General features: G+C 44.0%; 17 protein-coding genes. 10 read left to right on the top strand and 7 right to left on the bottom strand.

Annotation, left to right across the window (positions count from 1 at the left end; genetic code table 11):
- Positions 1 to 18: 18 nt before the first annotated feature.
- Entirely contained in the window at positions 19 to 807 is a 789-nt protein-coding gene (locus ABTV71_RS01400) for an HAEPLYID family protein (protein ID WP_433902034.1), read from the bottom strand.
- Positions 808 to 1,498: 691 nt separating this feature from the next.
- Between ABTV71_RS01400 and ABTV71_RS01395 the strand changes: the two genes are divergently transcribed.
- The 4 genes from ABTV71_RS01395 to ABTV71_RS01380 all read left to right on the top strand — a co-directional run bounded on the left by ABTV71_RS01395 (position 1,499) and on the right by ABTV71_RS01380 (position 4,542).
- On the top strand, positions 1,499 to 2,167 hold the full coding sequence (locus ABTV71_RS01395; RefSeq protein ID WP_433902033.1) for a hypothetical protein: 669 nt from the start codon (positions 1,499 to 1,501) through the stop codon (positions 2,165 to 2,167).
- Between the two features lie 66 nt (positions 2,168 to 2,233).
- Positions 2,234 to 2,698, top strand: a complete 465-nt coding sequence (locus ABTV71_RS01390) for a lipocalin family protein (RefSeq protein ID WP_433902032.1) — start codon at positions 2,234 to 2,236, stop codon at positions 2,696 to 2,698.
- A 215-nt stretch (positions 2,699 to 2,913) separates the two neighbouring features.
- Entirely contained in the window at positions 2,914 to 3,678 is a 765-nt protein-coding gene (locus ABTV71_RS01385; RefSeq protein WP_433902031.1) for a LuxR C-terminal-related transcriptional regulator, read from the top strand.
- Between the two features lie 54 nt (positions 3,679 to 3,732).
- On the top strand, positions 3,733 to 4,542 hold the full coding sequence (locus ABTV71_RS01380) for a LuxR C-terminal-related transcriptional regulator (RefSeq protein WP_433902030.1): 810 nt from the start codon (positions 3,733 to 3,735) through the stop codon (positions 4,540 to 4,542).
- Between the two features lie 25 nt (positions 4,543 to 4,567).
- Here ABTV71_RS01380 and ABTV71_RS01375 read toward each other — a convergent pair whose 3' ends face one another.
- The 4 genes from ABTV71_RS01375 to ABTV71_RS01360 form a co-directional block, all read right to left on the bottom strand.
- Positions 4,568 to 5,368, bottom strand: a complete 801-nt coding sequence (locus ABTV71_RS01375) for a phosphatase PAP2 family protein (protein WP_433902029.1) — start codon at positions 5,366 to 5,368, stop codon at positions 4,568 to 4,570.
- Between the two features lie 122 nt (positions 5,369 to 5,490).
- Positions 5,491 to 7,821, bottom strand: a complete 2,331-nt coding sequence (locus ABTV71_RS01370; protein ID WP_433902028.1) for an Ig-like domain-containing protein — start codon at positions 7,819 to 7,821, stop codon at positions 5,491 to 5,493.
- Between the two features lie 109 nt (positions 7,822 to 7,930).
- The gene (locus ABTV71_RS01365; RefSeq protein ID WP_433902027.1) at positions 7,931 to 9,112 is read right to left on the bottom strand and encodes an aminopeptidase C; all 1,182 of its coding nucleotides are present in this window, start codon (positions 9,110 to 9,112) and stop codon (positions 7,931 to 7,933) included.
- An 8-nt stretch (positions 9,113 to 9,120) separates the two neighbouring features.
- On the bottom strand, positions 9,121 to 10,248 hold the full coding sequence (locus tag ABTV71_RS01360) for an acyltransferase family protein (RefSeq protein WP_433902026.1): 1,128 nt from the start codon (positions 10,246 to 10,248) through the stop codon (positions 9,121 to 9,123).
- Positions 10,249 to 10,546: 298 nt separating this feature from the next.
- Here ABTV71_RS01360 and ABTV71_RS01355 point away from each other — a divergent pair, with 298 nt between their 5' ends.
- Positions 10,547 to 12,868 carry a TonB-dependent receptor gene (locus tag ABTV71_RS01355; protein ID WP_433902025.1) on the top strand — a complete coding sequence of 774 codons (2,322 nt, stop codon included), beginning with the start codon at positions 10,547 to 10,549 and terminating at the stop codon, positions 12,866 to 12,868.
- A gap of 5 nt (positions 12,869 to 12,873) precedes the next feature.
- Positions 12,874 to 13,656, top strand: a complete 783-nt coding sequence (locus tag ABTV71_RS01350; RefSeq protein ID WP_433902024.1) for a DUF4249 domain-containing protein — start codon at positions 12,874 to 12,876, stop codon at positions 13,654 to 13,656.
- A gap of 31 nt (positions 13,657 to 13,687) precedes the next feature.
- On the opposite strand, the gene ABTV71_RS01345 is transcribed toward ABTV71_RS01350, so the two are convergent.
- Positions 13,688 to 14,758 carry an endonuclease/exonuclease/phosphatase family protein gene (locus tag ABTV71_RS01345; RefSeq protein ID WP_433902023.1) on the bottom strand — a complete coding sequence of 357 codons (1,071 nt, stop codon included), beginning with the start codon at positions 14,756 to 14,758 and terminating at the stop codon, positions 13,688 to 13,690.
- Between the two features lie 91 nt (positions 14,759 to 14,849).
- The gene (locus tag ABTV71_RS01340) at positions 14,850 to 15,929 is read right to left on the bottom strand and encodes a mechanosensitive ion channel family protein (RefSeq protein WP_433902022.1); all 1,080 of its coding nucleotides are present in this window, start codon (positions 15,927 to 15,929) and stop codon (positions 14,850 to 14,852) included.
- 318 nt (positions 15,930 to 16,247) lie between these two features.
- Between ABTV71_RS01340 and gldL the strand changes: the two genes are divergently transcribed.
- The 4 genes from gldL to ABTV71_RS01320 all read left to right on the top strand — a co-directional run bounded on the left by gldL (position 16,248) and on the right by ABTV71_RS01320 (position 23,949).
- Entirely contained in the window at positions 16,248 to 17,060 is an 813-nt protein-coding gene (gene gldL / locus ABTV71_RS01335) for a gliding motility protein GldL (RefSeq protein ID WP_121126906.1), read from the top strand.
- A gap of 30 nt (positions 17,061 to 17,090) precedes the next feature.
- Positions 17,091 to 18,626 carry a gliding motility protein GldM gene (gldM, locus tag ABTV71_RS01330; protein WP_121126905.1) on the top strand — a complete coding sequence of 512 codons (1,536 nt, stop codon included), beginning with the start codon at positions 17,091 to 17,093 and terminating at the stop codon, positions 18,624 to 18,626.
- Positions 18,627 to 18,883: 257 nt separating this feature from the next.
- A complete protein-coding gene (locus ABTV71_RS01325; protein WP_433902021.1) occupies positions 18,884 to 22,078 on the top strand; it encodes a SusC/RagA family TonB-linked outer membrane protein in 3,195 nt (1,064 codons plus the stop codon).
- An 11-nt stretch (positions 22,079 to 22,089) separates the two neighbouring features.
- A complete protein-coding gene (locus ABTV71_RS01320; protein WP_433902020.1) occupies positions 22,090 to 23,949 on the top strand; it encodes a RagB/SusD family nutrient uptake outer membrane protein in 1,860 nt (619 codons plus the stop codon).

The following is a 23,949-nucleotide window of genomic DNA, read 5'->3' as shown; positions in this document are numbered from 1 at the left end:
CAAAGCAGTTAGGAGTGTTTAAAGCTGATAAATCAGGCGAAAAAATGAGCTGATTGCGTTTTCCTTTCCTGCTATCGGAAAGCCGACCGCCATACCGATGGCCAATTTATTGCTCAGCCCCAATTTAACCTGTGGCCTAAGTGTTGTTTCCAACAGGCCTCCGGCAACTTCCTGATTCACCTCAAGGCCAATAAAATGGTCGGTTTGTGGCAAGGTATAATGCAAGGAAGTATTGATCTGCCAGTTCATTTCGGTTGTACGTGATTTATAATGATAAGCTATTTCTGGCCCGGTATAAATTAATGTATGCCAGTTGGTATGCCAGCTTTTCGCAGCTACAAAAAAGGGATTGAACGCAGTACCTCCATCCTCGAAATTAAAAATCTGTGTATAGCCTATGGCCAATGTTGTCGCCTGTTTTTTGGAAACATAAAAGGAATACTGGGATGACAGCCTTAACCTTTCGAGTTCATTGCCCGAGGAAACATCGGCCGTTTTACTTTTTGAATAGGCAAAATCGGTTTCCACCTCCAGCCCCAGACGGTCCATGGGTGCAAACTCATATTCTGCCAAATAGCCATACTCATCTGTCCTATCCATTTTTTTGATATCAGCCCCCACATTAAACTCCTTCTCCCCTTTTCTTGCGCCCAGATCACGAACAAGATCATTATATAGTGGCTCGGCATGGTGCACCTTATCCGGAAACGGCCTATTTTCCTGCGCACTGACCGAATCTGTCAGCAAAATAATTCCTATTATCACCAAAAATCCAAATCGTTGTATCGCGTGTCTATCGTAGTTCATACCACAAATCACAGACACAATTATGGAAACAATTGGGAATTTAAAATTCTATGCTAACTTTATTACCGCCAAAATAAAGACGATTATCTGTCCCAAAAAACAAACTAACCAAAGCGGTAAAAAAGCTAAATACCAACGACAGCTCCGCTTGCCTAGGCCATGTGCCAAAGACCAACATAAAATACATTTGGCAATCACAAAAATTGTGGTAAACATAAAGCCCACAACTGCAATTCCCATCCCTAACCAAAAGATATCATTCGATAGATAATTTCCAAAATCGCCCCCTGCCACCGAAAGGTTGATTACAAATACCACTATGGATGTAAGTATCATCACATAGCTGATCAATATCCTCTCCAACATCAGCAGTGTATTAAACGAGCTTCTGCCATATGCCATTCGACCAAACCAAAATACACTTACACCCAAGCCAACGAACAGGGTAACCAAACAAGGCAAATGCAACAAAAACAAAGTAAAGTTCACATTAAACACGATCATTTTGCGTTTTTCATAGGTTATACTTAAACTCACCAAAAGCCATCGAACCGGGAGCAAATTTCTATTTAAGGATAAAATTATTCAAAAGTAGTATTGTACAAAATACCCCAAACGCGGTATTTCACGTTGTATTTTATCCTCCTACTTTTAAAAAAAATATTAACGCAACTTTATTACCCAAAAAACTATGAAAAAAGCATTATTACTATTAACCTGTTTCAGCTTAGCTTATTACACTGCCAACGCACAGTCCAAGCCGGGAAAAAAATACTTAAATATTGGGTATGTTTCGCAACATATTAAAGCCGATGACGACTTTGACGGTGAGTCAAAACTCAAAAGTAAATTTGGCGCATCCCTTAGCAGTGGCCGGACATTTTTCCTCAACCGGTACCCCATCGCCAAAGTGCTCTATTTCGGGATTGACTGGACCTATCTTGATTTAAATTATGCACAGTTTAAACAAAGTGAAACCTATTCTTTTGAAGATGGCAATGGAGGAATGATTACCGAGACAGACAACTATGTTACCCATAAAGGGGAAATCGGCATGCAGGTAGGTCCATCTGTTCACGTCGGACTGACTGACGGATTCACCCTTTCGGGCCATGTTCGATACGCGCCCTCCTACTCATTATTATATGCTGATGAAGACTTTTCGGGCGGTTTTGGTAATTTTTTCACAACAGGTTTAACCGCGAATTACGGTGCATTTGGCCTAGGTTTTGAAACCCGCTGGGGATCTGCCAAGCACAGTTTTAATATCGCTATTGACGAGCTGGAAGAACAGGAGGTAACCGTAAAAGAGAAAATAATACTCAACGGGAGCAGGGTATTTTTAGCATTTAGATTTTAGTCCGCTAAATATAAATTTTTCAATCATCCGGCGGACCAGTACCGTCTGACATAAAAAAAGGAGATTATGAAAACACAAATCATTAAATACAAAACAGGTCTTTTAGCAATGGGGCTATGTCTCTTTTTATTACTATTTACGGGATGTAGTAAAGATAAAGATCCCACCGAAGGAGGTCAAACTGAGCAAAATATCGTCGGCAAATGGAACTTAGAAAAATACGTAAATCAGTTAATACCGGGTGAAACGGATACCTATATCGGCAAGAGCGGTGAATGGGCCGAGTTTAAAAAAGACGGAACCGGAGCCCAACGATGGGATAATGGTGACGGTCGCTTCGATCTAGAACCTTTTACATGGAAAGTCAAAGACAACAAATTAATCTTTAAAGAAGACGATGATGAGGAGGAGGAGGCATTTACCATCGTCAAGTTAACAGATCAGGAACTGGTCTTCAAGGGCGAGGGCATGACCAAAAACGGGGAAGGACAAACGGTCAAATGGGTCGAAACTTACTACCTGAAAAAATAATATCTTTACCTCCAAACAGAAAAGGTAGTCTCCTGTGGAGACTACCTTTTCTGTTTCACTACATCGTATCCATTCCAATTCCATTTGGCATTTTAACGTTATTTTTCTATTTTTAATACATCTTAGCCGTATCATGAAAAACAGCGATGCATAGCCAGCATTGCTTAAATGCACTTTGCTTTTTTAAAGCGTAGAATAACTAACCAAATGGAAAGATGAAAAAACAACAGCATTTGCTCGCCGATCTTTGGGAAAGTTATCCCGATGCCATTGCCAGTCAATACTCGGTCCCTGAAAAGGTGCCCATTGGTAAATATCTCTCTGAAATGCTGGCCATAGGCCCATTTTATTATTATGTTATTAATATTGCTGATTATACGATTTATAATATTCATGACAATCTGCTTACCTTACATGGAGCAGATTGTTATCCCACTACTTTGAAAGAGGTGATCGACTATATCCACCCCGATGATAAGGACTTTGTCTTTGAGGCAGAAAAGGCCACCTTATTAAAAATGGAAGAACTGGGATTTAGGAAAGGCATATTTTACCGCACATCCTATTGTTTTCGCATGAAAGTTGCAGACGGCACCTACCATCTTTTTCATCATCAGGGCATCCATTTAAGTCAGGATCAAGAAGGACGTTTTACCGCAGCCCTGAATATCCATACGGACATTAACCATGTTACGGCAGTAAACAATAAAATTGTTCTCGTAAAAGCGTTAGGTGAAAAAAATTATTGTCAATTAGCGCTTTCCGCTGATCCTTCCGAATTTATTCTTCCAAAGCTTTCGCGGCGTGAGATGGAAGTGCTCCGTTTGCTCGCGCAGGGATTCACGAGTCCGCAAATTGCTGACAAACTTTTTATTTCACCATTTACAGTACAAGTACACCGAAAAAGTCTCCTTAAGAAAACGCAGACCTCAAATAGTGGATGCCTGATCAAGAAAAGTATTGAGCTTGGTCTCCTATAAAATACCCTAAATGGGGTATTTTATCCGCAGCCTTGCTTTATTATTATTGTAACAATGAAAACTAAGGAACATAGCCTGACCCCCATTTGGGAAAAATATCCGGATATTTTCTCTTCGGATGATCTCGCTGTGGATGCCTCGTCAATACTTGGTCTAATTTCGGAAATATTCCTTACAGGTGATTATTACTACTATCTCATCAATATCCGCGCGCAGGAACTGAGCCACCAACACCCCAATATACTCCATATTCACGGACTGGAATTTATACCGTCGCAACTTCAGGAGATTATTGATCTCATCCATCCCGATGACATTTCTTTCGTGCTAAATGCAGAGGAAGCCTGCTATGCCAAGATCAATGAGATCGGCTCAGAACACCTCAAATCGTTAAAATCATGCTATTGTTTCCGTATGATTGTTGCAGACGGATCTTACCGGTTATTTCATCATCAAGCCATTACCCTGATTGCGGATCATGAGAACAGGATTGTTCGAAGTCTCAATATCCATACAGATATATCCCATTTGTCAACTAAGAATAACTACATCGCCACCGTTATGGGCATCAATGGGCGCAGTGACTTCTATCAAATAGATCTCTCGGTCAACCCGGCAAAGAATAACAGCAGCTGCACGCTAACAAAGCGCGAACTTGAACTTCTGCCTTATATTGCACAGGGAATGTCAAGTACCGAGATCGCCAAACAACTTGAAATATCCCAATTAACCGTTCGTGTGCACCGAAAAAATATACTGCGCAAAACCAATACGCGCAACAGCAGCTCATTAATCAAACGCTGCATCGAACTCGGCCTGCTTTTTTATGTTCAGATTGTCGATACAGGGCTTGCCGGTTTATAATAAAAATCTGGTTTCTAAGGCACGCTCAACCGTACGGATAAACCTTTGTATACACCATCATATACGGCTGTAAAACTAATCTGTTGATTTCTTCCCTCATGCGTTGCTGTATCAGCGGAAACAAGAGATAGGTCAATTTGACACTGGCAATTCCTATACCAGTCCCCATAACGATATCAGAAAACCAATGCCGATTATTATACATTCTAAAAAAAACCGTACCGGCAGCCAGGGTATAACCCGAAATGCCGTACCATATTGATTCATCTTTATACTCTTGCCATAATAGTTCAGCTCCGACAAAAGCAGTTGCGGTATGCCCCGAAGGAAAAGAGTTTGAAGCAGACTGGTCTGGACGTTGCACAGTAAAGGAGTTTTTCATGATGTTGACGGTTATCCCCATGAGTAGATGAGCTGCTGTACCATACAAAAAACGATTTTTAAAACTATTTTTTGCCTTAACGCCCATAAAATCCAAACCCAAAAAAGTGACCGTTGGAAGATATTGCACTACATCGTCAACTTTTCGTTTAGGCCCCGCATTTTTTTGCAGATTGGATTTCAGCATCCGGTCGAAACCATGCATCAGATTATTGTTTATCCGGATAACGCCATAAGTCATCATCAGGGCGGGTTCAAAAAATTCATTAATTTTTACCGAGCCTATTGCCACAGTATCTATATCGATAGTTTCTGAAAATATAGATTTATTTTTCAACAAAATAGATTGGTCCGCATGAAATACCGTAGTTATCTCCTGTGCCCAAAGTAGCGAACTAAAAAAACATTCGACAAGAATGCAGTACCAGCCGAGGCTATTTTTCATCAATATATAGTTATTGGGGTATATGAAAATCAGAAATAGATCAGAAAAGGCCATTCGTCCGAATAGCCCTTTTATTTATTAAATGGAAACGTAATTTCAGAACCAGACAATTAAAAAATGTTTTATTGCAGCTTGACACTGCTCCAAAATCTGTTAAATGTACAAGCATCAAAGCCGCTACCCATAGAAAGGGGCCTAATGGTACCATCTTCAAATAGTAGAAAAGATGAACTCATGCCATAAATCATTGAAGGTCCTGCGGGGGAGCTTATGGTACCCAATGCTCTCTTCATTGTATAGGGTATTACACCATTTTTATCCGAACAACCATAGATTGGCACATAACTGTAGGTAAGATGAGTTTCGTATGTAGTTAGTACATTCGTTGTTGGATATTTGGCACTTTTCATTTCAACCTTTCCATCTGCCCTGTATGCAAATGTTAAGACTTCGTCTCTATTACCATCCACTGTACTACCACCTCCCTCCGCCCGGAGCGTTTTTCCCACAAAAGTGCGGTAGAGCTGATTACTGATGGTCAGATCAATCACAATACTGTCCGTACGTCCACTGATGGGATCTGAAAATTTTACCGCCCAATTTTTCAATAGAATGTCTTTGGATTGAAATGTCTTCGTACCATATTGCCATTTTCGAATGATATCATTAGTACCTAATCCAAATTCGACAATGCTTCCATCCTGTCTTTTTAACAATTTGCCATCTTCTTTGATATTGAATTGGATCATTTCATTCTCCATAATAGTAATCGCATCGCCACTTTTCCACTCACGCATTGTACTGGAACTGCCATAATATGTATCTTTCTCGGGTTTCATCTGCACAAGCGTAAAATTCCTCCGCTTCTGTTTGTAGGTAAATATAGTTTCGACCTTTGGAATAGGCTGTCCATTGCTACCGACTACCTGTACCTTGACGGTCTCGGGCTTCTCCTGCTGCTTTCCGACCCTGTAATACGTCTTGGCCAATCCCTGATCATCTGTCACAACCTGTGTATCGCTCAATGTGCCGACTATAATTCCCCAGGAGACCGATTGCACTGTCCAGCTAATACTAATATTTTTTAGACCCTGCCCGGCTCTGTTCGTTACTTTGACAATCAGGGGCGCTTTCAGCTTTTCTTCCCAATCCGCTTCCTGACCGGCACCACTGACAATACTTATGCGGGCAGGTTCCCGATCAGCGATACTCGCTTCCTGTTTGGCGAAAACAGCCCCCTCGTGTGCGCTCAATCTGTATAAAATATTGAGCTTGCTCCCTACTTTAGGTTTTACCGCGGCCTGATGCGGATTATATAACAGCTCAACGGTCCCTTTTTCTTTGTCCGAGCTTAAGGTCTGTTCTGACAGCACATGGATCTTGCCGTCCTGCTCGAGCTCCACCCTAAAGTCGACAAATACCGGGTTTCCGATTAACGCCTTTTTATTTTTATCTTCTACCTGTACCGTTAATTTTAATTGCGTAGCCAGATCCGTCTCATCATATAACAGTGTAGAGTTTTTCAGTACAGGCGTCAATTGCATGTTTTTAAGATTGACAGCCGTATGCCCCTGTCCCATATACCAACTGAAACTCGACATCGGATCATCTTTTGCTAAAGGATCGGTACGGAACGAGCCAAATAGCAAACCAGCCTGTGCAAGAACCGTATTCATTACGCCCAGATCGTACCACAATGCCCCAAACGCAGCTGCTGTGGCGGATGATTGTTCCAACTTGCCGGATAAAGTTGCCATTCCTTCGTTGGAGAGATCGACCAAAGGTCCTAATATGCGATTGACATAATCCAGCATTACAGCTGTGTTGGCCGTGACAGATGACTGCTTAGCCGGTCTTTTTACTCCCGGGAATCCCACTGTATCCTTGGCAACGGTATCCGCAAGCGCACTGGTTGCGCGGGCGGCTAATTTGTATGTCCCTACCGGCTTGCCATCACGCAGATAGACACTTGTCACGAGTTCTTCAACTTTTTTGTCCCAATCTATTCGATAGAGCTGGAATTCAAATTGTTTCAGGCTATACTGGCTGACTTTTAACATGACAGGTAAACGTTTCCCTTCCCGCTCGGTATACATACGTAAAACCTGCTTTGCATCATCCACCTCAACGACGCATAGATCCCCCTTATTGGCACCGAAAACAATACGATGATCCGCTCCCAGATCAGTTGCTGTGGGCGATATATAATACGCAAGATGACCACTCTGGTAGTCAGCCTTGGCATACAGCTCCTGCTTGCCACCAGCTTGTGTGCCTCCTGATACATACACATTCCCTACTCCGGGCATTTGTTTATTGTTGTAGGTGGCCCGCTCCTTTTTTTCGAGCTGTTCGGAGTTATCTTCCTCCGGTTCCCGTTCCTTTTTCGCACAACCAATGATTAAAAAACACCCCATGCATAGCATAAAAGTGTATAGGCTTATTCTTTTCATAATTTCACCCCTTTCTTTAGGCGTAAAATTAATGGTGCATCCTAATATATAAAATACCGCGTTTGGGGTATTTTACACCTTTTCGGGGCCGTCATTTTAACGGATAAACTTATTCAGGTTTCAGTTTAGACGCTAGCGTTGGATCCAGCGCCGCCTTATGTAACATCAGTGTAACCGTTTTATAGCTGACAAATTCTTTGGTGACATACATATACCCTTTAAAATCGTTGGCTTTCCCCCATGAATTTTTAACAAGGTAATATTCTTTACCATGCTGATCCTTGGCCAGCCCTACAATATGCATCGCGTGATCATCGGTGGTCTCCCAATTGTCGAAGGCCTTCTGCCGCTCTTCGGGAGTCACTTTCCTTTCGGGCATCGGCTTGACAAACATGGTCTTTTTCTCTTCGCCGGACATACTGTCAAAGGGTTTTTCGGGAACATAAGCAATACCATAAGGCCATGAGAACCCCTTTTCAGACACATCCGTTGTCCAGGCAATGGTAAAGCCCTGTTGCAATGCCCTATCTATAATTTCCGTTAGATCCTGCATCGGCACATTATAAAAACGGTCAAATGACCAATTGTCCGGCACCATTAGCACAAAAGGCTTGTAGTACGGCTGATCCGTTACAGAAGCAAAACCAATGTAATCATCAGGATCGATGCCGATCACCTGATCCGCAAATGATCGCGCCGTATAGGTTTTGCCCTTAAAGTCAAATTGTTGAGGTACCTCCCCAAGATGAGCATCAAGTGTTGCGCGGTAGGCCTGCTCCCAGTTTGGGGTCAATGGCCTGCTCTTTATCAGCACTTTGAGCATGGCGTTCAGCATGGGTGTCATTTTCTTAAAATCATTATAGGTTTGTCTGCCACGTAAGCCTGTGTAAGCCGCCCCCGGCATCGCACCATACTTGCGAAATACATTCAGAACATCATGTAATTGTCCCCCTTCGCCCATCGTCAGACCTCCGTGGAGACGCACAAAATTATGCGCTCTGTCCACATAGGCCTGCCTGGCGGTATAAACCTGTGAAATTTCGACCGGCTCTTTTCCCATTCGGATCATCTCCGACTCCAGAAATGAATTACCGGTATAAGACCAACAGGTATTTGATGCGCCCTGTTGTTTTACCGAGGTGCAACCAAGATTGATGACATCCGTAAAAACATATTCCGTTTTAATTCGCTTATACTTGTTTTTAATGAACATCTTACGTCCATAGTTGACCAGCAATGCCCCGATAACCAGTACAAACAGAATAATGACAGGCTTTTTATATCTTTTCATAAACTCTATTAACGTCCGCCACTGACAATTGCCATAAACCGGGGCCAGAACTGCTTTAAAAAACTGTAAATCATCAGACCAAAAACAATGATAATAACAGGGCAGAAAAAGTACAGGAACAGCAATAAGACTTCAGACTGTGGCTTGAGTAACTTAAATAAAAACTTAATAACAAACACCAAAGGTAAACGATGGTAGGCAAAAATAAAAAAGCTGCTAGTGGCCAGGAACCTGTTTGTACGCCAGCTTTCTTTTCCTATAAAATGAGCAACGACTGACACCGTAGCAATAAGACCTATGCTAATTCCCGCACAGTATAAATCAACCCACCAGCTTTTGTTCAGAAATAATAACTGTGCCACAACAAGCAGGACATACAAAGGCACGGCGATCGATAACATCGGCCGCATACCACTGACAAAGTTTTTATTGTTGATACTAAAATACGCCCCCGCAGTGAAGAAAAAGAAAGAAACCGTACTCAGCCCCGGCAAATAAAAAAAGGGATTAAAAATCCAGAGCAATCCCAATATAATTACGGCATAAGTCCGCAGTTTTTTAATCAGGATATAGACTATAGGCGAAAACAGCACTACAACCATCAGATCACGGATAAACCAAAAGGGTGAATTAACCGGCAACGATTTCTCCGAGTGCGGGTTAACCTGAGAGGTATCCCAAAAGGACCAGAGCCAGTCCGCCAGGTCATAATCCGTTATTAATTTGTTTCTTCCTGAAACTAAACTGCCCGACAAAAATGACTGTGCAAGCAAAAGGAATAAGATGACCAACAGATTCCAGAAAATATAAGGAACCAACAGCGAACGGACACGATTTTTCAACTTCTGCAGGTAGATTTCCATAGAAAAACCAGCTGTTTTATAGAAAAATAAAAAACCTGAAATAAAAAAGAAAAGCGGTACACAGAGCTCGAAAACAATTTTGGAAAATAAGAAAAAGGTATGCGAGAACAAGGGGTAGTTAACAAAGCTGATCTGCTTTACACCCTTCATAACAATATCTGAAAAATCCGTATGGATAAATACCACACCCACAATCAGTGGGAAACGCAAAAAATCAATGGTCTTCGACTGCAGCTCATCGCCAGACATTTTATAATGATAATCTTTACCCATTAGTTAGATTTACAGGATACATTTGTGCCATTAATTTACACATTTCTAAGTAAATATCAGGCATCCGGTTTTCGGTTCGACAGATCTACCCACTGATCACTAGCAAATCCACCATTCAAATAAAGCGCTTAGAACAATATTTCATGTACCAAAAGCGTTACATAATTACTAAACCACATCAATAAAAGAGAGTACTATGCAGCTAAAATCGTTTAAACTATAGCAATAAATATTAATAAAGGGTTAATACGTCATTCCGTTTTTTATTGTTCAGAAATCAACCAGACCAGCGTTAAAAATGAGCTCGATTATTTCCTGTTTTCTTCCCATTTCAATTGTACTATCCCCTTTCCTTGCCTCCGCACAAGACGCACTGCTAAGTGGCTCCATTCGCGATTCCGTTACTCAAACACCGCTACGCGGAGCCATTATTACCATAAAGGACGGCATACGCACGACCACAGACCAGCAAGGACATTATCAGATCACGGTTCCTAAAGGTATTCACCTGGTAACGGTAAGTTACACGGGCTATCGGCAACAGGTAGCGACGATCGAATTACGGCAGACACTTGAAAAAAACTTTGCGTTACAGCCCCTTACCAAGCGAATGGACGAGGTCGTCGTATCAGCCAAAGAAAAGGGCGAAGCCATCGACGATCCACAGATGAGCACGGCTCATCTCAATATGAAGGATATTAAAGATGTCCCCGTCATCTTTGGCGAGAAAGACCTCGTTAAAACCATACAGTTGTTGCCCGGTGTACAGAGCGCTGGTGAAGGCTCTGCCAATTTTCATGTGCGCGGTGGTGACGGTGGACAAAACTTGATCCTCCTTGATCAGGCTACCGTGTATAATGCTTCGCATCTCCTCGGATTTTTCTCTACCTTTAATTCGGATGCGATCGAGGATGTACAGCTCTATAAGGGCGGCATACCGGCCCAATATGGCGGACGTCTATCTTCTGTACTGGATATTTCCATGTTGAATGGCAACAAAAAGCAGTTCTCCGGCGAAGGCGGCCTGGGTATAGTTGCTTCGCGGCTCAAACTGGAGGGCCCAATTGCAAAAGACAAGAGCTCCTTTCTATTCAGTGCCCGCCGTTCCTATGCCGATTCCTTTTTAAAACTGGCGAAAAGCAAAGACATGGATAAGAATAGTCTGTATTTCTATGATCTGAATGCCAAGCTCAGTTTTAGTCTGGGCAAGAAATCCAACCTATATCTATCAGGCTATCATGGCAAAGACAGATTAAAGTACAGCGACCTATTTCATCTTTTCTGGGGGAATACCACAGCGACGGCACGGTTGAACCACCGCTTTAGCAATAAAATATCCAGCAACACCTCACTTATCTATAGCGGATTCAATTATCAGGCCGGTGTTTCCAGCGAGCAGATCGATTTTCAGATGGTCTCCAACATCCGGAACGTCAATGCTAAGCAGGATTTTTCCTATTATGCGAATGTTAATAATACCATCCGGCTGGGGGTAAGCGCACTGGCACAGTCCATCCGGCCGGCCAATCTCTCTTCGGGCAAAAATCAGTCTGTCAATCCGACGGCCATTGAAAGCCAGCGCGGTATTGATCTCGGTGGTTATATCTCCCACGAATGGAAAGCTACCACCAGCCTGTCGTTACAGTACGGTATCCATGTCCATGATTTTATGGTCCTGGGCAAACGGACTTTCTATCAATTTGACAAAAACGGACAGCCTGTTTCCGAAAAACGGGATAACAGCCAGATTGCCAAACACTATATCAATCTGGAACCACGTCTTTCCGCCAGTCTGATGCTGGATGAACGCAGCAGCTTAAAAGCCTCGTACAACCGCATCGTGCAGAACCTGCATCAATTGACCAATACCACCGCCAGCCTGCCCACCGATCGGTATGTACTCAGTAGTCTCCATATCAAACCACAGCGCGTAGACCAGGCTGTCCTTGGTTACTTCCGTACTTTTGTGAACAAGCAGTACGATTTTTCGGTCGAAGCCTATTATAAACGTCTGGGCAATCAAATTGACGTACGCAATGGGGCCACCTTACAGGCGGATGCCTATTTCGAAGGGGAGCTGCTCTTTGGTATCGGCCGGGCTTACGGCCTGGAGGGGCACCTGCGCAAGAACAGCGGCCGTCTTAAAGGCTGGATCAGCTATACCCTTTCCAAAAGCCGACGTAAATTTAACGGAATCAATGACGGAAAATGGTTCAATGCTCGGCAGGATCGCACACACGACTTCGCAGTTGTGGCCAATTATGCCCTTTCGGACAGCTGGACAGTCAGCGGAACATTTGTCTTCAACACCGGAAATGCCGTTACCTTTCCAAGCGGAAAATACCTTGTCAACGGCAAATCCATGTTCTACTACACCGAGCGGAACGGTTACCGCATGCCTGACTATCACCGCCTGGACCTGTCAGCGACTTACGCCCCCAATAAAACCGGCAAACGCTTTCATTCGAGCTGGACAATTGGCATATACAATGCCTACAACCGCAAAAATGCTTATACCATTGACTTTCGGGAAAATAAGGACAACCCCAATCTCACCGAAGCTTACAAAATTGTTTTATTCGGAATCATTCCTTCCGTCACCTGGAACTTTAAATTTTAGACCTTATGAATGTTAAACTGTCTTTTATCCTATGCGTTCTGTTGTTGCTGATTTCTTCCTGTGAGGAAAAAATGGACCTTGATCTCAATGAGGCTGCCGCACGCATTGTTATTGATGCCCAGCTATCCGATGCCAGTTCAGTTCAGCGGATACGCATTTCACGATCTGTCGGATTCGACGATCCCATCAATACTTCCGGGATCAAAGGAGCAACGGTATGGGTCAAAGACAATGAAAATAGGAACTACTCCTTTCAATATGAGAAAGACGGCTATTATATCCATCGTACCTTTAAGCCCCTTTCCGGCCGGACCTATACGTTGCATGTTGAGGTCCAAAAGCAGCAATATGGCTCTACCTGCCGGATGCCCACCTATGTTGCCGTGGAGTCAACCCATATTTCCGAAAAAAATCTCGGCGGAGAAAATTATTATTTTGCGGCACTGACCTTTAAAGATCCGGCTAAAATTTCCAATTATTATATTTATACCCTCTCCACCAATGGGGGTCCCTTTCGTTTTGCACGGGCAGAGTCCGACCAATTTAACGACGGACTGAAAGTAACCCATTATATAACCGACCAGGAGGAAGACCTATCCCTTGGTGACACAATTACAATACGCCGCTATTGTGTGGACCAGAAAACCTATCAATATTGGAACGAGTACCAAAGCAACAATCTCAGCAACGCCGCACCCGGGAATCCGAAATCCAATATTTCCAACAACGCATTGGGCTATTTCTCTGTTGCGGCAGCAAAGGAATATCAACTACGGATCGGACAATAGCCAGAATCAGGGAGCCCATCGCATGCGCAAACTATTCACGGTTGTCACTCTCCTCTTTGCGTCCCTCCGCGATCAGTTCATTGACTTCGCTCATTTCTCCCTTTTCAAGTTCTTCGATATCTTCCGCCTGCTCATCCGAATAGCGATCTATAAAGAAGGTACAGCCCATGGGAAAGTGATCAGAACCTACCGAAGGATAAATAAACAGCTTGTCTATGAATACATTTGGACTATGAAACAGCAGATCCAGCGGAACCCTGAAAAACCAATAATTGGCATGAAAAGTCGATAAGATGCCACGTCCGATCCGTGCATCGATGAGCTTGCTTGTTTTTTTAAACAGGACTGAGGACCTTGCCCAGGCCACATTGTTAAAATCGCCCGTCACCACTACCGGCATTTTATAATTGCGCACCTTTTTCGCCACGCTGAGCAGATCACCATCCCGTTCCTTGGAGTTCTCTTCTTCCGTAGGACTTGGTGGCGGTGGATGCACCGCAAAAAATATAAAACGGTGACCGTCTTCTGTCTCCAATTCAGCCTCGATACTCGGAATATCATCAGCGACAAAGTAGTGCACCCAACTTTTATTGACCTTGAGCTTGGTGTAAAAATGCATGCCATAAGTATTATCCAAGGTCACTTTGACCACATTAGGATAGTCTGATTCCAATTCACGCAAGGCATTTTCCCAAACCGCATCACTTTCCATTGTCACAAAAATCTGCGGTTGCTCTTTCCGGATCAGATCTATAAAACGGCCGTACTCTTTATTGAATTGCAAGATATTACAGGATATAATTTTAATACTATCTGAAGCGTCTTTCCCCTTTTCATATATTTCTTTCCTCCAAAATTTGGTGTAGCGTACCAAGATAAATACGTGATAGCCAATCAACAGCGCCTGAAGGATCTGTATGCTCCATATCCAGGGAGCGTCCGCAACAAGATAAAATCCCCAGGCCAGTACCGGTACCTGAAAAACCAGCAGCTGCAATTTCACAAATTCGGCCACACGAAAGACCCAGTGCTGGCACCGGATAAAAGGAAGCAAGCTAAGGAGAATCAAGAGTCCCGACAAAACAAAAAATATGATCTGCATATTAATTTCAAAATTATATCACAAAGATATGGCCTGAACAAGACATTTCCGTGTCCAATCACTGACCGGCAGGAAGATCCCATAAAAAGGGTTACGCTTTAATTTCTTTCGCGGTGTAATCGACACGTGTTTTGGACAGGGCATCCGGAAAATTGGACTTGATATAGTCGATCATCTGTTCACGTATGTAACAGCGGAGATCAAAAGCTTGCCCTGAATTACGGCAGCTCATCAAGCAGCGTATCTCCATGGTCTGCTCCCTAATATCAGTCACCTGCAAGACATTCACTTGACCATCCCATAAGGGATGCCCGGCGAGCAAGACCGTCAACTTCTCCCGAAGCTGCTGCACGGGGATGGTAAAATCGGTGTAGATAAAAACCGTTCCCAATATCTCAGCTGTAGTCCGCGTCCAGTTCTGAAAAGGTTTCTCGATAAAATAGGTGATCGGCAGTACCAGACGACGCTTGTCCCAGATATTGACCACCACATAAGTGAGGTTGATTTCCTCAACCTTTCCCCATTCCCCTTCTACCACAAGCACATCGTCCATTCGTATGGGCTGTGTAAATGCGATTTGAAAACCCGCCAGCAGATTCCCAAGTGATTTCTGTGCCGCAAAGCCAATGATAATACCGCCGACCCCCACACCAGTCAGCAATCCTGCACCGATCTTTTGCATGCTTTCGAAACTTAATAATACAATCGCCAGTGCGACCACAATAATGATGGTCACCACCACTTTGCGGATAAAAACGATCTGTGTCCTGACCTTCCGCTCACGTAAGTTATTCTCCTTGTTGACATCAAAGCGATGGTACAGATAATCTTCAAATACTTTGATCGCCTGAATCAACGCCAAGGCGAAAAAGCTGACTAACAATATCTCGTTGATTTTGGTCACCACCTGTAAAGTTCTGGCATTAAAATGCGCAAAAGGAAGTAAACTGTTAAAGACCAGCAAGGGAATAAAAATACTCAATATCCTGTTGAATCGGCGAATGAATGAACGGAACAGGGAATAAGAAGACTGCTCGATCGCCTGCCTTCGCAACAGGGGTATAAACAACATTTTTATGAGAATACCGATCAGGAATGAAAATAGGATTAATGCCATATTCCAGAGCCATACAGGCCAGTTCTGTGAAAGTTGGATTAATACTTCGGTCATAACGTTATAATTTTCTATTGCACTACATATAAATTACTACTATGTATAACTGTTGGGCAGAGGTAACGTTTGTTTTATTTTGAGAAAATACCATTTGCTATCACAAATGGATCACCTAAGAGCATAAAATTAGATCAAGATTCATCTTTGGTATATTTTTTGAAACAAGCAGCTCTGTTATATAATCAACACGAAATGGAGGTGCCATAATTGATCATGCATACTATTAAAGGTACAAATCCGTTTTATACAGATGGATTTAACAAAATAAAATAAAACTATCCACAAAGAATTAGAACCAAACACACATCAAAAACTATGAGCAAGAAAAAAGACAATTCAAGATGGCTTAACGTGGCTATATCCTGGGGAGCGAGTATCGTTATCATCGGGGTACTGTTCAAAATCCTCCATATCGGCGGCAGCACCGCCAACTATATGATTGGTATCGGACTCGGCGTGGAAGCCCTCCTTTTCTTTCTGATGGGTTTCAATCCCCCTGCACCAGAACCTGACTGGAGCCGTGTTTATCCTGAACTGGATGACAACTTCAATGGAGAGCTACCTGTCAGGGGTAAAACCGTAGTGGCGCAACCTGCAGGACCTTCCGCTACTGCCGCATTGGACAAAATGTTTGCGGATGCTAATATCGAACCGGCGAGTATTGAAAACCTGGGACGTGGATTACGCGATTTCAGCGAGAAGGTATCGGCCATCAACAAACTGTCTGACGTTTCGCTGGCAACGGAAGAATTTACACAGAAACTGCGCACCGCAACATCAAAATTTGACCACCTGAGCTCTGCTTTTGAAAAAGCTTCGGAAAACCTTGTAGCGATGTCAAATACCTCCGGTGATACGGCAAATTACCACGACCAGGTGAAAAATCTGACAACTAATCTTGGTCAGCTCAATGCCATGTATGAGCGTGAATTACGTGACTCCGCATCACACCTGCAGTCCATGAATAAGTTTTATGAGAACTTAAGCTATACCATGCAAAACTTCAACGAATCACTGGATGACTCCAAAGCATTTAAAGAAGAAGTGGGCAAACTGGCGAAAAATCTGAATGCATTAAATGCCATTTACGGCAATATGCTGAGCGCCATGAACCAGCCTCGTGTATAATTTATCCTTGTATTACTTAAATCTGAAAAAATGGCATTAGGAAGAGAAACGCCAAGACAGCGGATGATCGGCATCCTCTATCTGGTCTTGCTTGCTTTACTGGCACTCAATGTACCGGATTCAATCTTGGATGCATTCAAAAATATCAACAACAGTCTCGAAACATCCAAGTCAAATGTCAACACCGCTGTACAACAGCTATTCGCTGCATTTGAAAACACCAAATTAAAGGAGGAACCCGCAAGGGCCAAACCTATTTACGATAAAGCAAAAAAAGCACAGGCTATTATTGGCGAACTCGACAAATATATTCTGTCCCTGAAAGAAGAATTTGTCAAACAGGGCGGCGGATACGATGAAGAAAAGGGAGACCTTGTCAAACGGGAAAATGAAGATATCTCTCCCAATCTGATGATCAATGAGAAAAAAGGAACGATTCTGAAGGACAAGATTAATGAAACCCGTTCCAAATTATTGGCATTGCTGACACCTGAAGAGCAAAAAATGGTTTCTTTTTCCCTTGAAGCCAAGAATCCAGAGAAGTCGGTGAATGGCAAAAGATCCTGGGAAGAGATCAATTTCGGCAGTGGCACGCCATTGACCGCAGCGATGACCATACTGACAAAGATCCAGACCGATGCACAAAATGCCGAGTCTGATGTGGTGAAGATCATTCTGGGCAAAATGGATCAGGCTGTGGTCAATCTGGACAAATTTGCTGCAGTAGCCGTTGCTCCCACGTCTTATTTGGTACAGGGACAGCCTTACAAAGCCGAAGTCTTTTTAACCGCATCCGATTCCAAGTCCGAACCGGCTATCTCTGTCAACGGTTCGGCATTACAGATTGTGGACGGCAAAGGGGTATACTCCGTACCGACCAACCGCGAAGGTATTTTTAGCTGGACCGGAGTGATTAAAGTAAAACAGACAGACGGATCATTTAAAGAATACCGCACACCACAGCAGACCTATCAGGTCGCCCGTCCTTCGGCCGTGGTATCACCGGATAAAATGAATGTGCTGTATATCGGCGTCAATAATCCGATTTCTGTTTCTGCCCCGGGCACACCTACCGATAAAGTGCGGGTAAGCATGAGCGGCGGAAGCATATCCCCTGCGGGCGGCGGCAAATATAATGTGCGGGTGAGCTCACCGGGCACAGCGCATATCTCTGTAGCTGCAGAGGTGGCTCCGGGAAAAACACAGACTCTGAGTTCGACCGAATTCCGCGTCAAGCGAATCCCGGATCCGATTGCCAAATTTGCCGGTAAAACAGGTGGTTCTATGGCAACAGTAGCGCTGAAAGCACAAAATGCACTCTTTGCGAAACTGGATAATTTTGATTTTGACGCTACATTCAAAGTGACCAAGTTTACCATGATTATCGCCAAACCCCGTGCAGATGCGATCGTACTGTCTACCTCGGGCGGTCAATTAAGTTCAAGCATGTCCTCGGCCCTGAATGGCATCGTGCCGGGAACACGTGTGATCTTTGACAATATCGTTGCCGTAGGTCCGGATGGGACTTCCAGACAACTCAATGCCGTCGCATTAACGGCAAACTAGTAAAATCACCCCTACCTTTATACTTAACGCCTGTTCTATTCGTAGAGCAGGCTTTTTTTGTGTGTTACCAACAGTTCAGGACAGTGGAATAAAAGTTTAATTGCATTATTGTACTGTAGCTCTTTCAGATCCTATTTTCTGCTTAAAACTATCTATCCATTATATGGAATTGCCGTAACCTGAAAGAACCTATTAACCAATAATTAAAGTAATCATTTACTTTCTCGAAAAACCAATTATAAAACAAATTGAACTGTATGAATTACCAATTTTTTACGAGATCGCTACTGAAAAGAAGTATCAAATTGCTGTGCCCGTTGATTGCACTTTCCCCCAGCCCTTTATTCGCAAATCCATTTACAGCAAGCCCAATTTTGCTGAGCAGTAAATTGGCCGGCATCACAGGGCGTGTACTGGATCCGGACGGCAAACCCGTCTACGGTGCTACGATTTTGGTCAAAGGCAGTAAAGCCGGGGTCAAAACAGGCGAAGACGGTGTGTTTCATATCAATCTGCCTGCCGATAATCAGGTCATTATTGTCAGCTACATTGGCTATAAAGTGCAGGAGATAGACATGACCGGAAAAACAAACATCACCATCCGGCTTGAATCCAATACGAGTATTGATGAAGTCGTCGTGGTAGGCTATGGTACAAAAAAACGCGGTGAGGTACTAGGCGCTGTGGCTTCTGTCGATCCCAAAGAAATCCAGGATATCCCGGCAGCAAATATTGCGGCAGCGTTGCGGGATCGCGTTGCAGGACTGGGTGTCAGTGAATCATCCGGCCGGCCGGGGGCAGCAGTTACATTAAACGTCCGGAACGCCTTTGCCTCCGATCAGGCCAAGTTGCAGGGTGTGACAAACGAACCCTTATATGTCATTGACGGAATCATCTCCACATCCGATGTTTTTGAAAATCTGGACGCCTCCATGGTCGAGAATATATCGATATTAAAAGATGCTTCAGCAGCTATTTATGGCGCTTCGGGCGCAAAGGGAGTTATCCTTGTTACCACTAAGCGAGGACAGGCCGGCAAGACACAACTGAGCTACAACGGTTATATGGGTGTCTCAGACGCCACCGTTAAGCCCAAAATGCTTTCGGCCTATCAGCATGCCAAATTATTGAACGAAACCTATGCCCTTAACAATGCGCAGCCTACTTTATTCTTTTCAGATGAAGATCTCGCCTATCTCAAAACCAATCCTTACAAAAGCTGGTATGACGAATTGTGGAAATCTTCCAGGATGGAGCGCCACAATCTGTCTATTTCCGGTGGCAGTGAAAAAGTCACCTTCTTTGCAGGGGGCAGTTACCAAAAGGAAAATGGCAATTATGCCGGCATGAGCCAACAAAAATATTCCTTTCGGTCGGGATTCAATGCCGAAATCATCGATGGACTGAAAGCAGATGTGGCTTTTAACGTCAATAATACCAAAACCAACAGCCAAAATAGCCTGTCTGATGACCGCGACCAAAATTTCTACCAAACCCTGATTACCACCCCGCAATGGGTACCTATTCAGATCGATGGTCTGCCCGTCAACTTTAATAACATCAACGCCAATAGCAACACCAATCCATTGGCCATTATTAATTCAGGTTATTATCAAAAGCAGAACAATACAAACTATAGCATCAATGCCTCGCTAAATTATGCTCCGAAGGCCTTGAAAGGTTTTAATGCACGTATCCAGGTGTCGCATTCCGGCACATCATCCAGTGGTCAGGAATACCTTCCGGCCTACGACCTATACGACTTTGTACGTTGGGGCAATAACAACTTGCTCTATACCAATACCGTCAATTCCACCTTTCGTATGGATGGCAACAAAACAAAAATTGCTCCCTCACTGGGCAAGGGAAGCAGTTATCAGGGTAATCTCGTGTTACAATATGCCAATAGCTTCGGCGATCACAATATGGCTGTGCTGCTTGGCGCGGAGCAGTCAGCATCCAATTCCGAGGGATTATCGGCCTATTGGACCAACCAACAGCTATTGAATCTGGATGAATATTGGGCTTTCGACCAATCTACTTTTACCAATAATGGGCGCAACATTGAAGAGGCCGTCAAACGTTCTGTCTTTGGCCGCTTCAATTATGACTACAAGAAAAAATACCTCGTGGAGGTGATCACCCGCCTGGACGCATCCTCGCGTTTTGCAAAGGGCAATATATGGGGATTGTTTCCCACAGTCGCGACTGGTTGGGTAGTCAGCGAAGAAAACTTCTTTAAAGACCTGAACTACATCAGCTATCTAAAGGTGCGGGCCAATTACGGGCTTGTGGGCGAGGACCGTGTGACGGCGCGATTGTGGCAGGACCGCTTTAGTGTAGACCTGGTCAATACGGGTTACCTCTATGGCGAAACCCCAGTGGCCTCCCTCAACCCGACCATCATTGCCAATCCGGATATCTCCTGGGAAAAACACCGCACGTTTAACTTTGGTATTGAATCGCGCTGGTTTGATAATAAACTGAGTTTCGGATTCGAGTATTACTTCCGCGATTCCTACGATGTATTTGACAAAGGGAATGACGAGAATTTCCCGATGTATGCCGGATTCAAAGCACCGGTGGTTAATTATCAAAAACGCAAAGGCTGGGGAACTGAATTCTCTCTGGGTTACCAAAATACATTTTCCAATGGGCTTAAGCTATCCACCAACATGAATTTTGGTTACTCGGGCAGCTATACCACGCAGATGTACTTCAATAAGTTCCAGCTCTGGGATTTCTCCTATCCCGACTGGAAGGTCGAAATGGGTACCGACTCCCGCAAATACAATACCGGCAATTATGGACTGATCTATGTGGATATGCTGCGTACACAACAGGATGTGGATAATTTTCTGGCTAAAAACCCCAACTATACCATCGACGGGAAAGTGCCACAGGTCGGCTGGACAGTATACGAAGATACCAATGGCGACGGAAAAATTACCGAGAAAGATCTCACCACCATGTTTGAGAATACATCGCCCATTTTCTCTACGGGTGTTACCATCGGTTTAGCCTATAAATCTTTTTCACTGAACACCAACTTCCGTGCAGTTTTTGGCGGCAAAGCGTTTTATGAATCACAGGCTATGACTGCCCCTACCGATAAAGTCAATGTACCCAGCTTTTGGGAAGACCATTGGTCATTGGAGAATCCCGATGGCAGATTCCCCCGTTACGATGATGCGGCCATGATGAGAAAATGGAACTCGACATTCTGGGCGAAGGACGGAACAACAATCCGGATCAACAATATGGTTTTTAACTGGAGTGTACCCAAAAATTTTACCGATAAGATCAATGTACGTTCACTCAAGTTGATGCTATCCGGCAATAACTTATGGACGATCGTCGCACCGTTTAAACATCGTGACCCTTACGCTACGTCCTTATATAACTACCCGACGATCCGGACGATATCCTTTGGTTTAAACTTTGGCATTTAACATACAAAGACATGAAAAGACATTTTAATTATATCATAGCCCTACTGATGGCATCCAGTACCGTCCTTATGACCCAAAGCTGTAAAGATGATTTTTTTGAGCTGGTCGATCACGGCGGTCTTGATGCCCGTATCTGGGACAACGAAGGCGCAATAGAATTCTATCTGGCAGGTACTTATGCCATGATTATGCCGACCCATCCCCATGAGATCACTCCCAATGACATGCAGATGCACTATGCCAGTGACGAAAACTATTTCTCGGGAACTAATGGCCCTAGCAAAAAAGTATTGGGATTAAGCGGTGAAATTACGCTTAATGATGTGAAATACATTGCAAGCAAATACCAGGGTACCAATGTGGGCGACAACCGTTATTTTGATATCGCCCGTTGCAACAATGCCATTGCCTATATCCCAACAGGCACACTCTCGGCTGAGGTAAAGAAAAAATTTTTAGGTCAGTTTTATGCTTTACGTGCTATGGTTTATTTCGAGCTCACCCGGCTGTACGGCGGTGTACCGTTGGTTCTTGCCCCTCAAAATCCCGATAACCTGAAACTGGAGGGCCGAGCGTCGGCAAAGGCCTGTTTTGGGCAGATCGTGAACGATCTGGATTCGGCCATGGTCAATCTCGATGGTGTGCTGTGGGACGACGCCACAGGCCGCGGAAAAATAACAAAAGCCGCGGCAGCAGCGCTGAAAGCCAAAGCACTACTGTATTGGGCAAGTCCGCAATTCAACCCTACAGATAACCCGGCACACCCCTATGAGGCGCAACGTTGGGAGACAGCGCTGCAGGCAAGCAAAGAAGCCTATGAGCTATGCAAAACCGCCGGCCATGCACTGCTGCCCAATTATAACGAGATCTTTCTAAAAGAAGGCATTGCAAATACTGAGGCCGTGATTGTCCGTTCCTATTCAGCGACATCACCAAAGCGGTTCACGGTTGTTGAGCGCGCTTCACGTCCTGCATCCGAGGGCGGATCACCTGCAGATTATTATGTGCCTACGACCCTCTTGCTAGGCGCCTACCCCATGCAGGACGGCACCCCGGCCAACAGCAGCAATACAAGCTATGACGATGCACTATTTTGGAAAAACCGCGATCCCAGATTTAAACATACCGTTGTTTATAACGGTGCCGAATGGCCTTTAAGTGGTAAGACGGGACGAAAACAATGGAATTACAGCAACGCCGCGGATGAATCCTCCATTAAATCTTTTTATTGTAAGAAATTTGTCAATCCGGCACTTTCGTCCGCAGCTGTTGGAATTGCCAACGATATGGGCGGCAATGGCATGGACTGGATCGAAATCCGTTTTGCTGAGGTAATGTTGGATTATGCTGAATCAGCCAACGAAACGGGCAATCTCTCCCTTGCCAAGGAGCTGGTCCGCAGCATTCGCCAGCGCGCCGGAATAGAACAGGGAAACTTTGACTATGGCTTATCGCTGGCATCCAACAAAGAGCAGATGCGTGATCTTATGATGAACGAGCGGCAGATTGAATTTGCCTTTGAAGGCAAACGCTATCATGACCTACGCCGGACAAGGCGTATGCATACCTTGCAGGGGACTATTCAGACTTATTTATTTGAAGCAAAATCTGGGGCAGCAAAAGACATGCTCGAATCGAAAAATGCGGCTGGTATTCGCCATCGCGAAAGCCTGGATATGAACAACCGCGATACGGTACTGACCTATTTTAAATATCCTTACAACCTGCGTGCAGAGAGTTCCAATGGCGCCTTTGCCTTCCGTGACTATTATTATTTCTATCCCCTTCCCAATACCTTTATGAACTCCTCGCCTTTGTTGGAGCAGACAATCGGTTACGAAGGCGGTACATTTGACCCATTAAATGATTAG

Origin of the sequence: Sphingobacterium puteale (assembly GCF_050986225.1) — a bacterium.
In the GTDB taxonomy this organism is placed as follows: Bacteria; Bacteroidota; Bacteroidia; order Sphingobacteriales; family Sphingobacteriaceae; genus Sphingobacterium; species Sphingobacterium puteale.
Note: the sequence above shows the minus strand (reverse complement) of the source record. Positions and strands in the feature narration are given on the sequence as shown.

What these genes read in the sequence shown, in the direction of transcription:
- ABTV71_RS01400 (WP_433902034.1), bottom strand. Translation starts at nt 807, where the DNA reads ATGAACTACGATAGACACGCGATACAACGATTTGGATTTTTGGTGATA.
- ABTV71_RS01395 (WP_433902033.1), top strand. Translation starts at nt 1,499, where the DNA reads ATGAAAAAAGCATTATTACTATTAACCTGTTTCAGCTTAGCTTATTAC.
- ABTV71_RS01390 (WP_433902032.1), top strand. Translation starts at nt 2,234, where the DNA reads ATGAAAACACAAATCATTAAATACAAAACAGGTCTTTTAGCAATGGGG.
- ABTV71_RS01385 (WP_433902031.1), top strand. Translation starts at nt 2,914, where the DNA reads ATGAAAAAACAACAGCATTTGCTCGCCGATCTTTGGGAAAGTTATCCC.
- ABTV71_RS01380 (WP_433902030.1), top strand. Translation starts at nt 3,733, where the DNA reads ATGAAAACTAAGGAACATAGCCTGACCCCCATTTGGGAAAAATATCCG.
- ABTV71_RS01375 (WP_433902029.1), bottom strand. Translation starts at nt 5,368, where the DNA reads ATGAAAAATAGCCTCGGCTGGTACTGCATTCTTGTCGAATGTTTTTTT.
- ABTV71_RS01370 (WP_433902028.1), bottom strand. Translation starts at nt 7,821, where the DNA reads ATGAAAAGAATAAGCCTATACACTTTTATGCTATGCATGGGGTGTTTT.
- ABTV71_RS01365 (WP_433902027.1), bottom strand. Translation starts at nt 9,112, where the DNA reads ATGAAAAGATATAAAAAGCCTGTCATTATTCTGTTTGTACTGGTTATC.
- ABTV71_RS01360 (WP_433902026.1), bottom strand. Translation starts at nt 10,248, where the DNA reads ATGGGTAAAGATTATCATTATAAAATGTCTGGCGATGAGCTGCAGTCG.
- ABTV71_RS01355 (WP_433902025.1), top strand. Translation starts at nt 10,547, where the DNA reads ATGAGCTCGATTATTTCCTGTTTTCTTCCCATTTCAATTGTACTATCC.
- ABTV71_RS01350 (WP_433902024.1), top strand. Translation starts at nt 12,874, where the DNA reads ATGAATGTTAAACTGTCTTTTATCCTATGCGTTCTGTTGTTGCTGATT.
- ABTV71_RS01345 (WP_433902023.1), bottom strand. Translation starts at nt 14,758, where the DNA reads ATGCAGATCATATTTTTTGTTTTGTCGGGACTCTTGATTCTCCTTAGC.
- ABTV71_RS01340 (WP_433902022.1), bottom strand. Translation starts at nt 15,929, where the DNA reads ATGACCGAAGTATTAATCCAACTTTCACAGAACTGGCCTGTATGGCTC.
- gldL (WP_121126906.1), top strand. Translation starts at nt 16,248, where the DNA reads ATGAGCAAGAAAAAAGACAATTCAAGATGGCTTAACGTGGCTATATCC.
- gldM (WP_121126905.1), top strand. Translation starts at nt 17,091, where the DNA reads ATGGCATTAGGAAGAGAAACGCCAAGACAGCGGATGATCGGCATCCTC.
- ABTV71_RS01325 (WP_433902021.1), top strand. Translation starts at nt 18,884, where the DNA reads ATGAATTACCAATTTTTTACGAGATCGCTACTGAAAAGAAGTATCAAA.
- ABTV71_RS01320 (WP_433902020.1), top strand. Translation starts at nt 22,090, where the DNA reads ATGAAAAGACATTTTAATTATATCATAGCCCTACTGATGGCATCCAGT.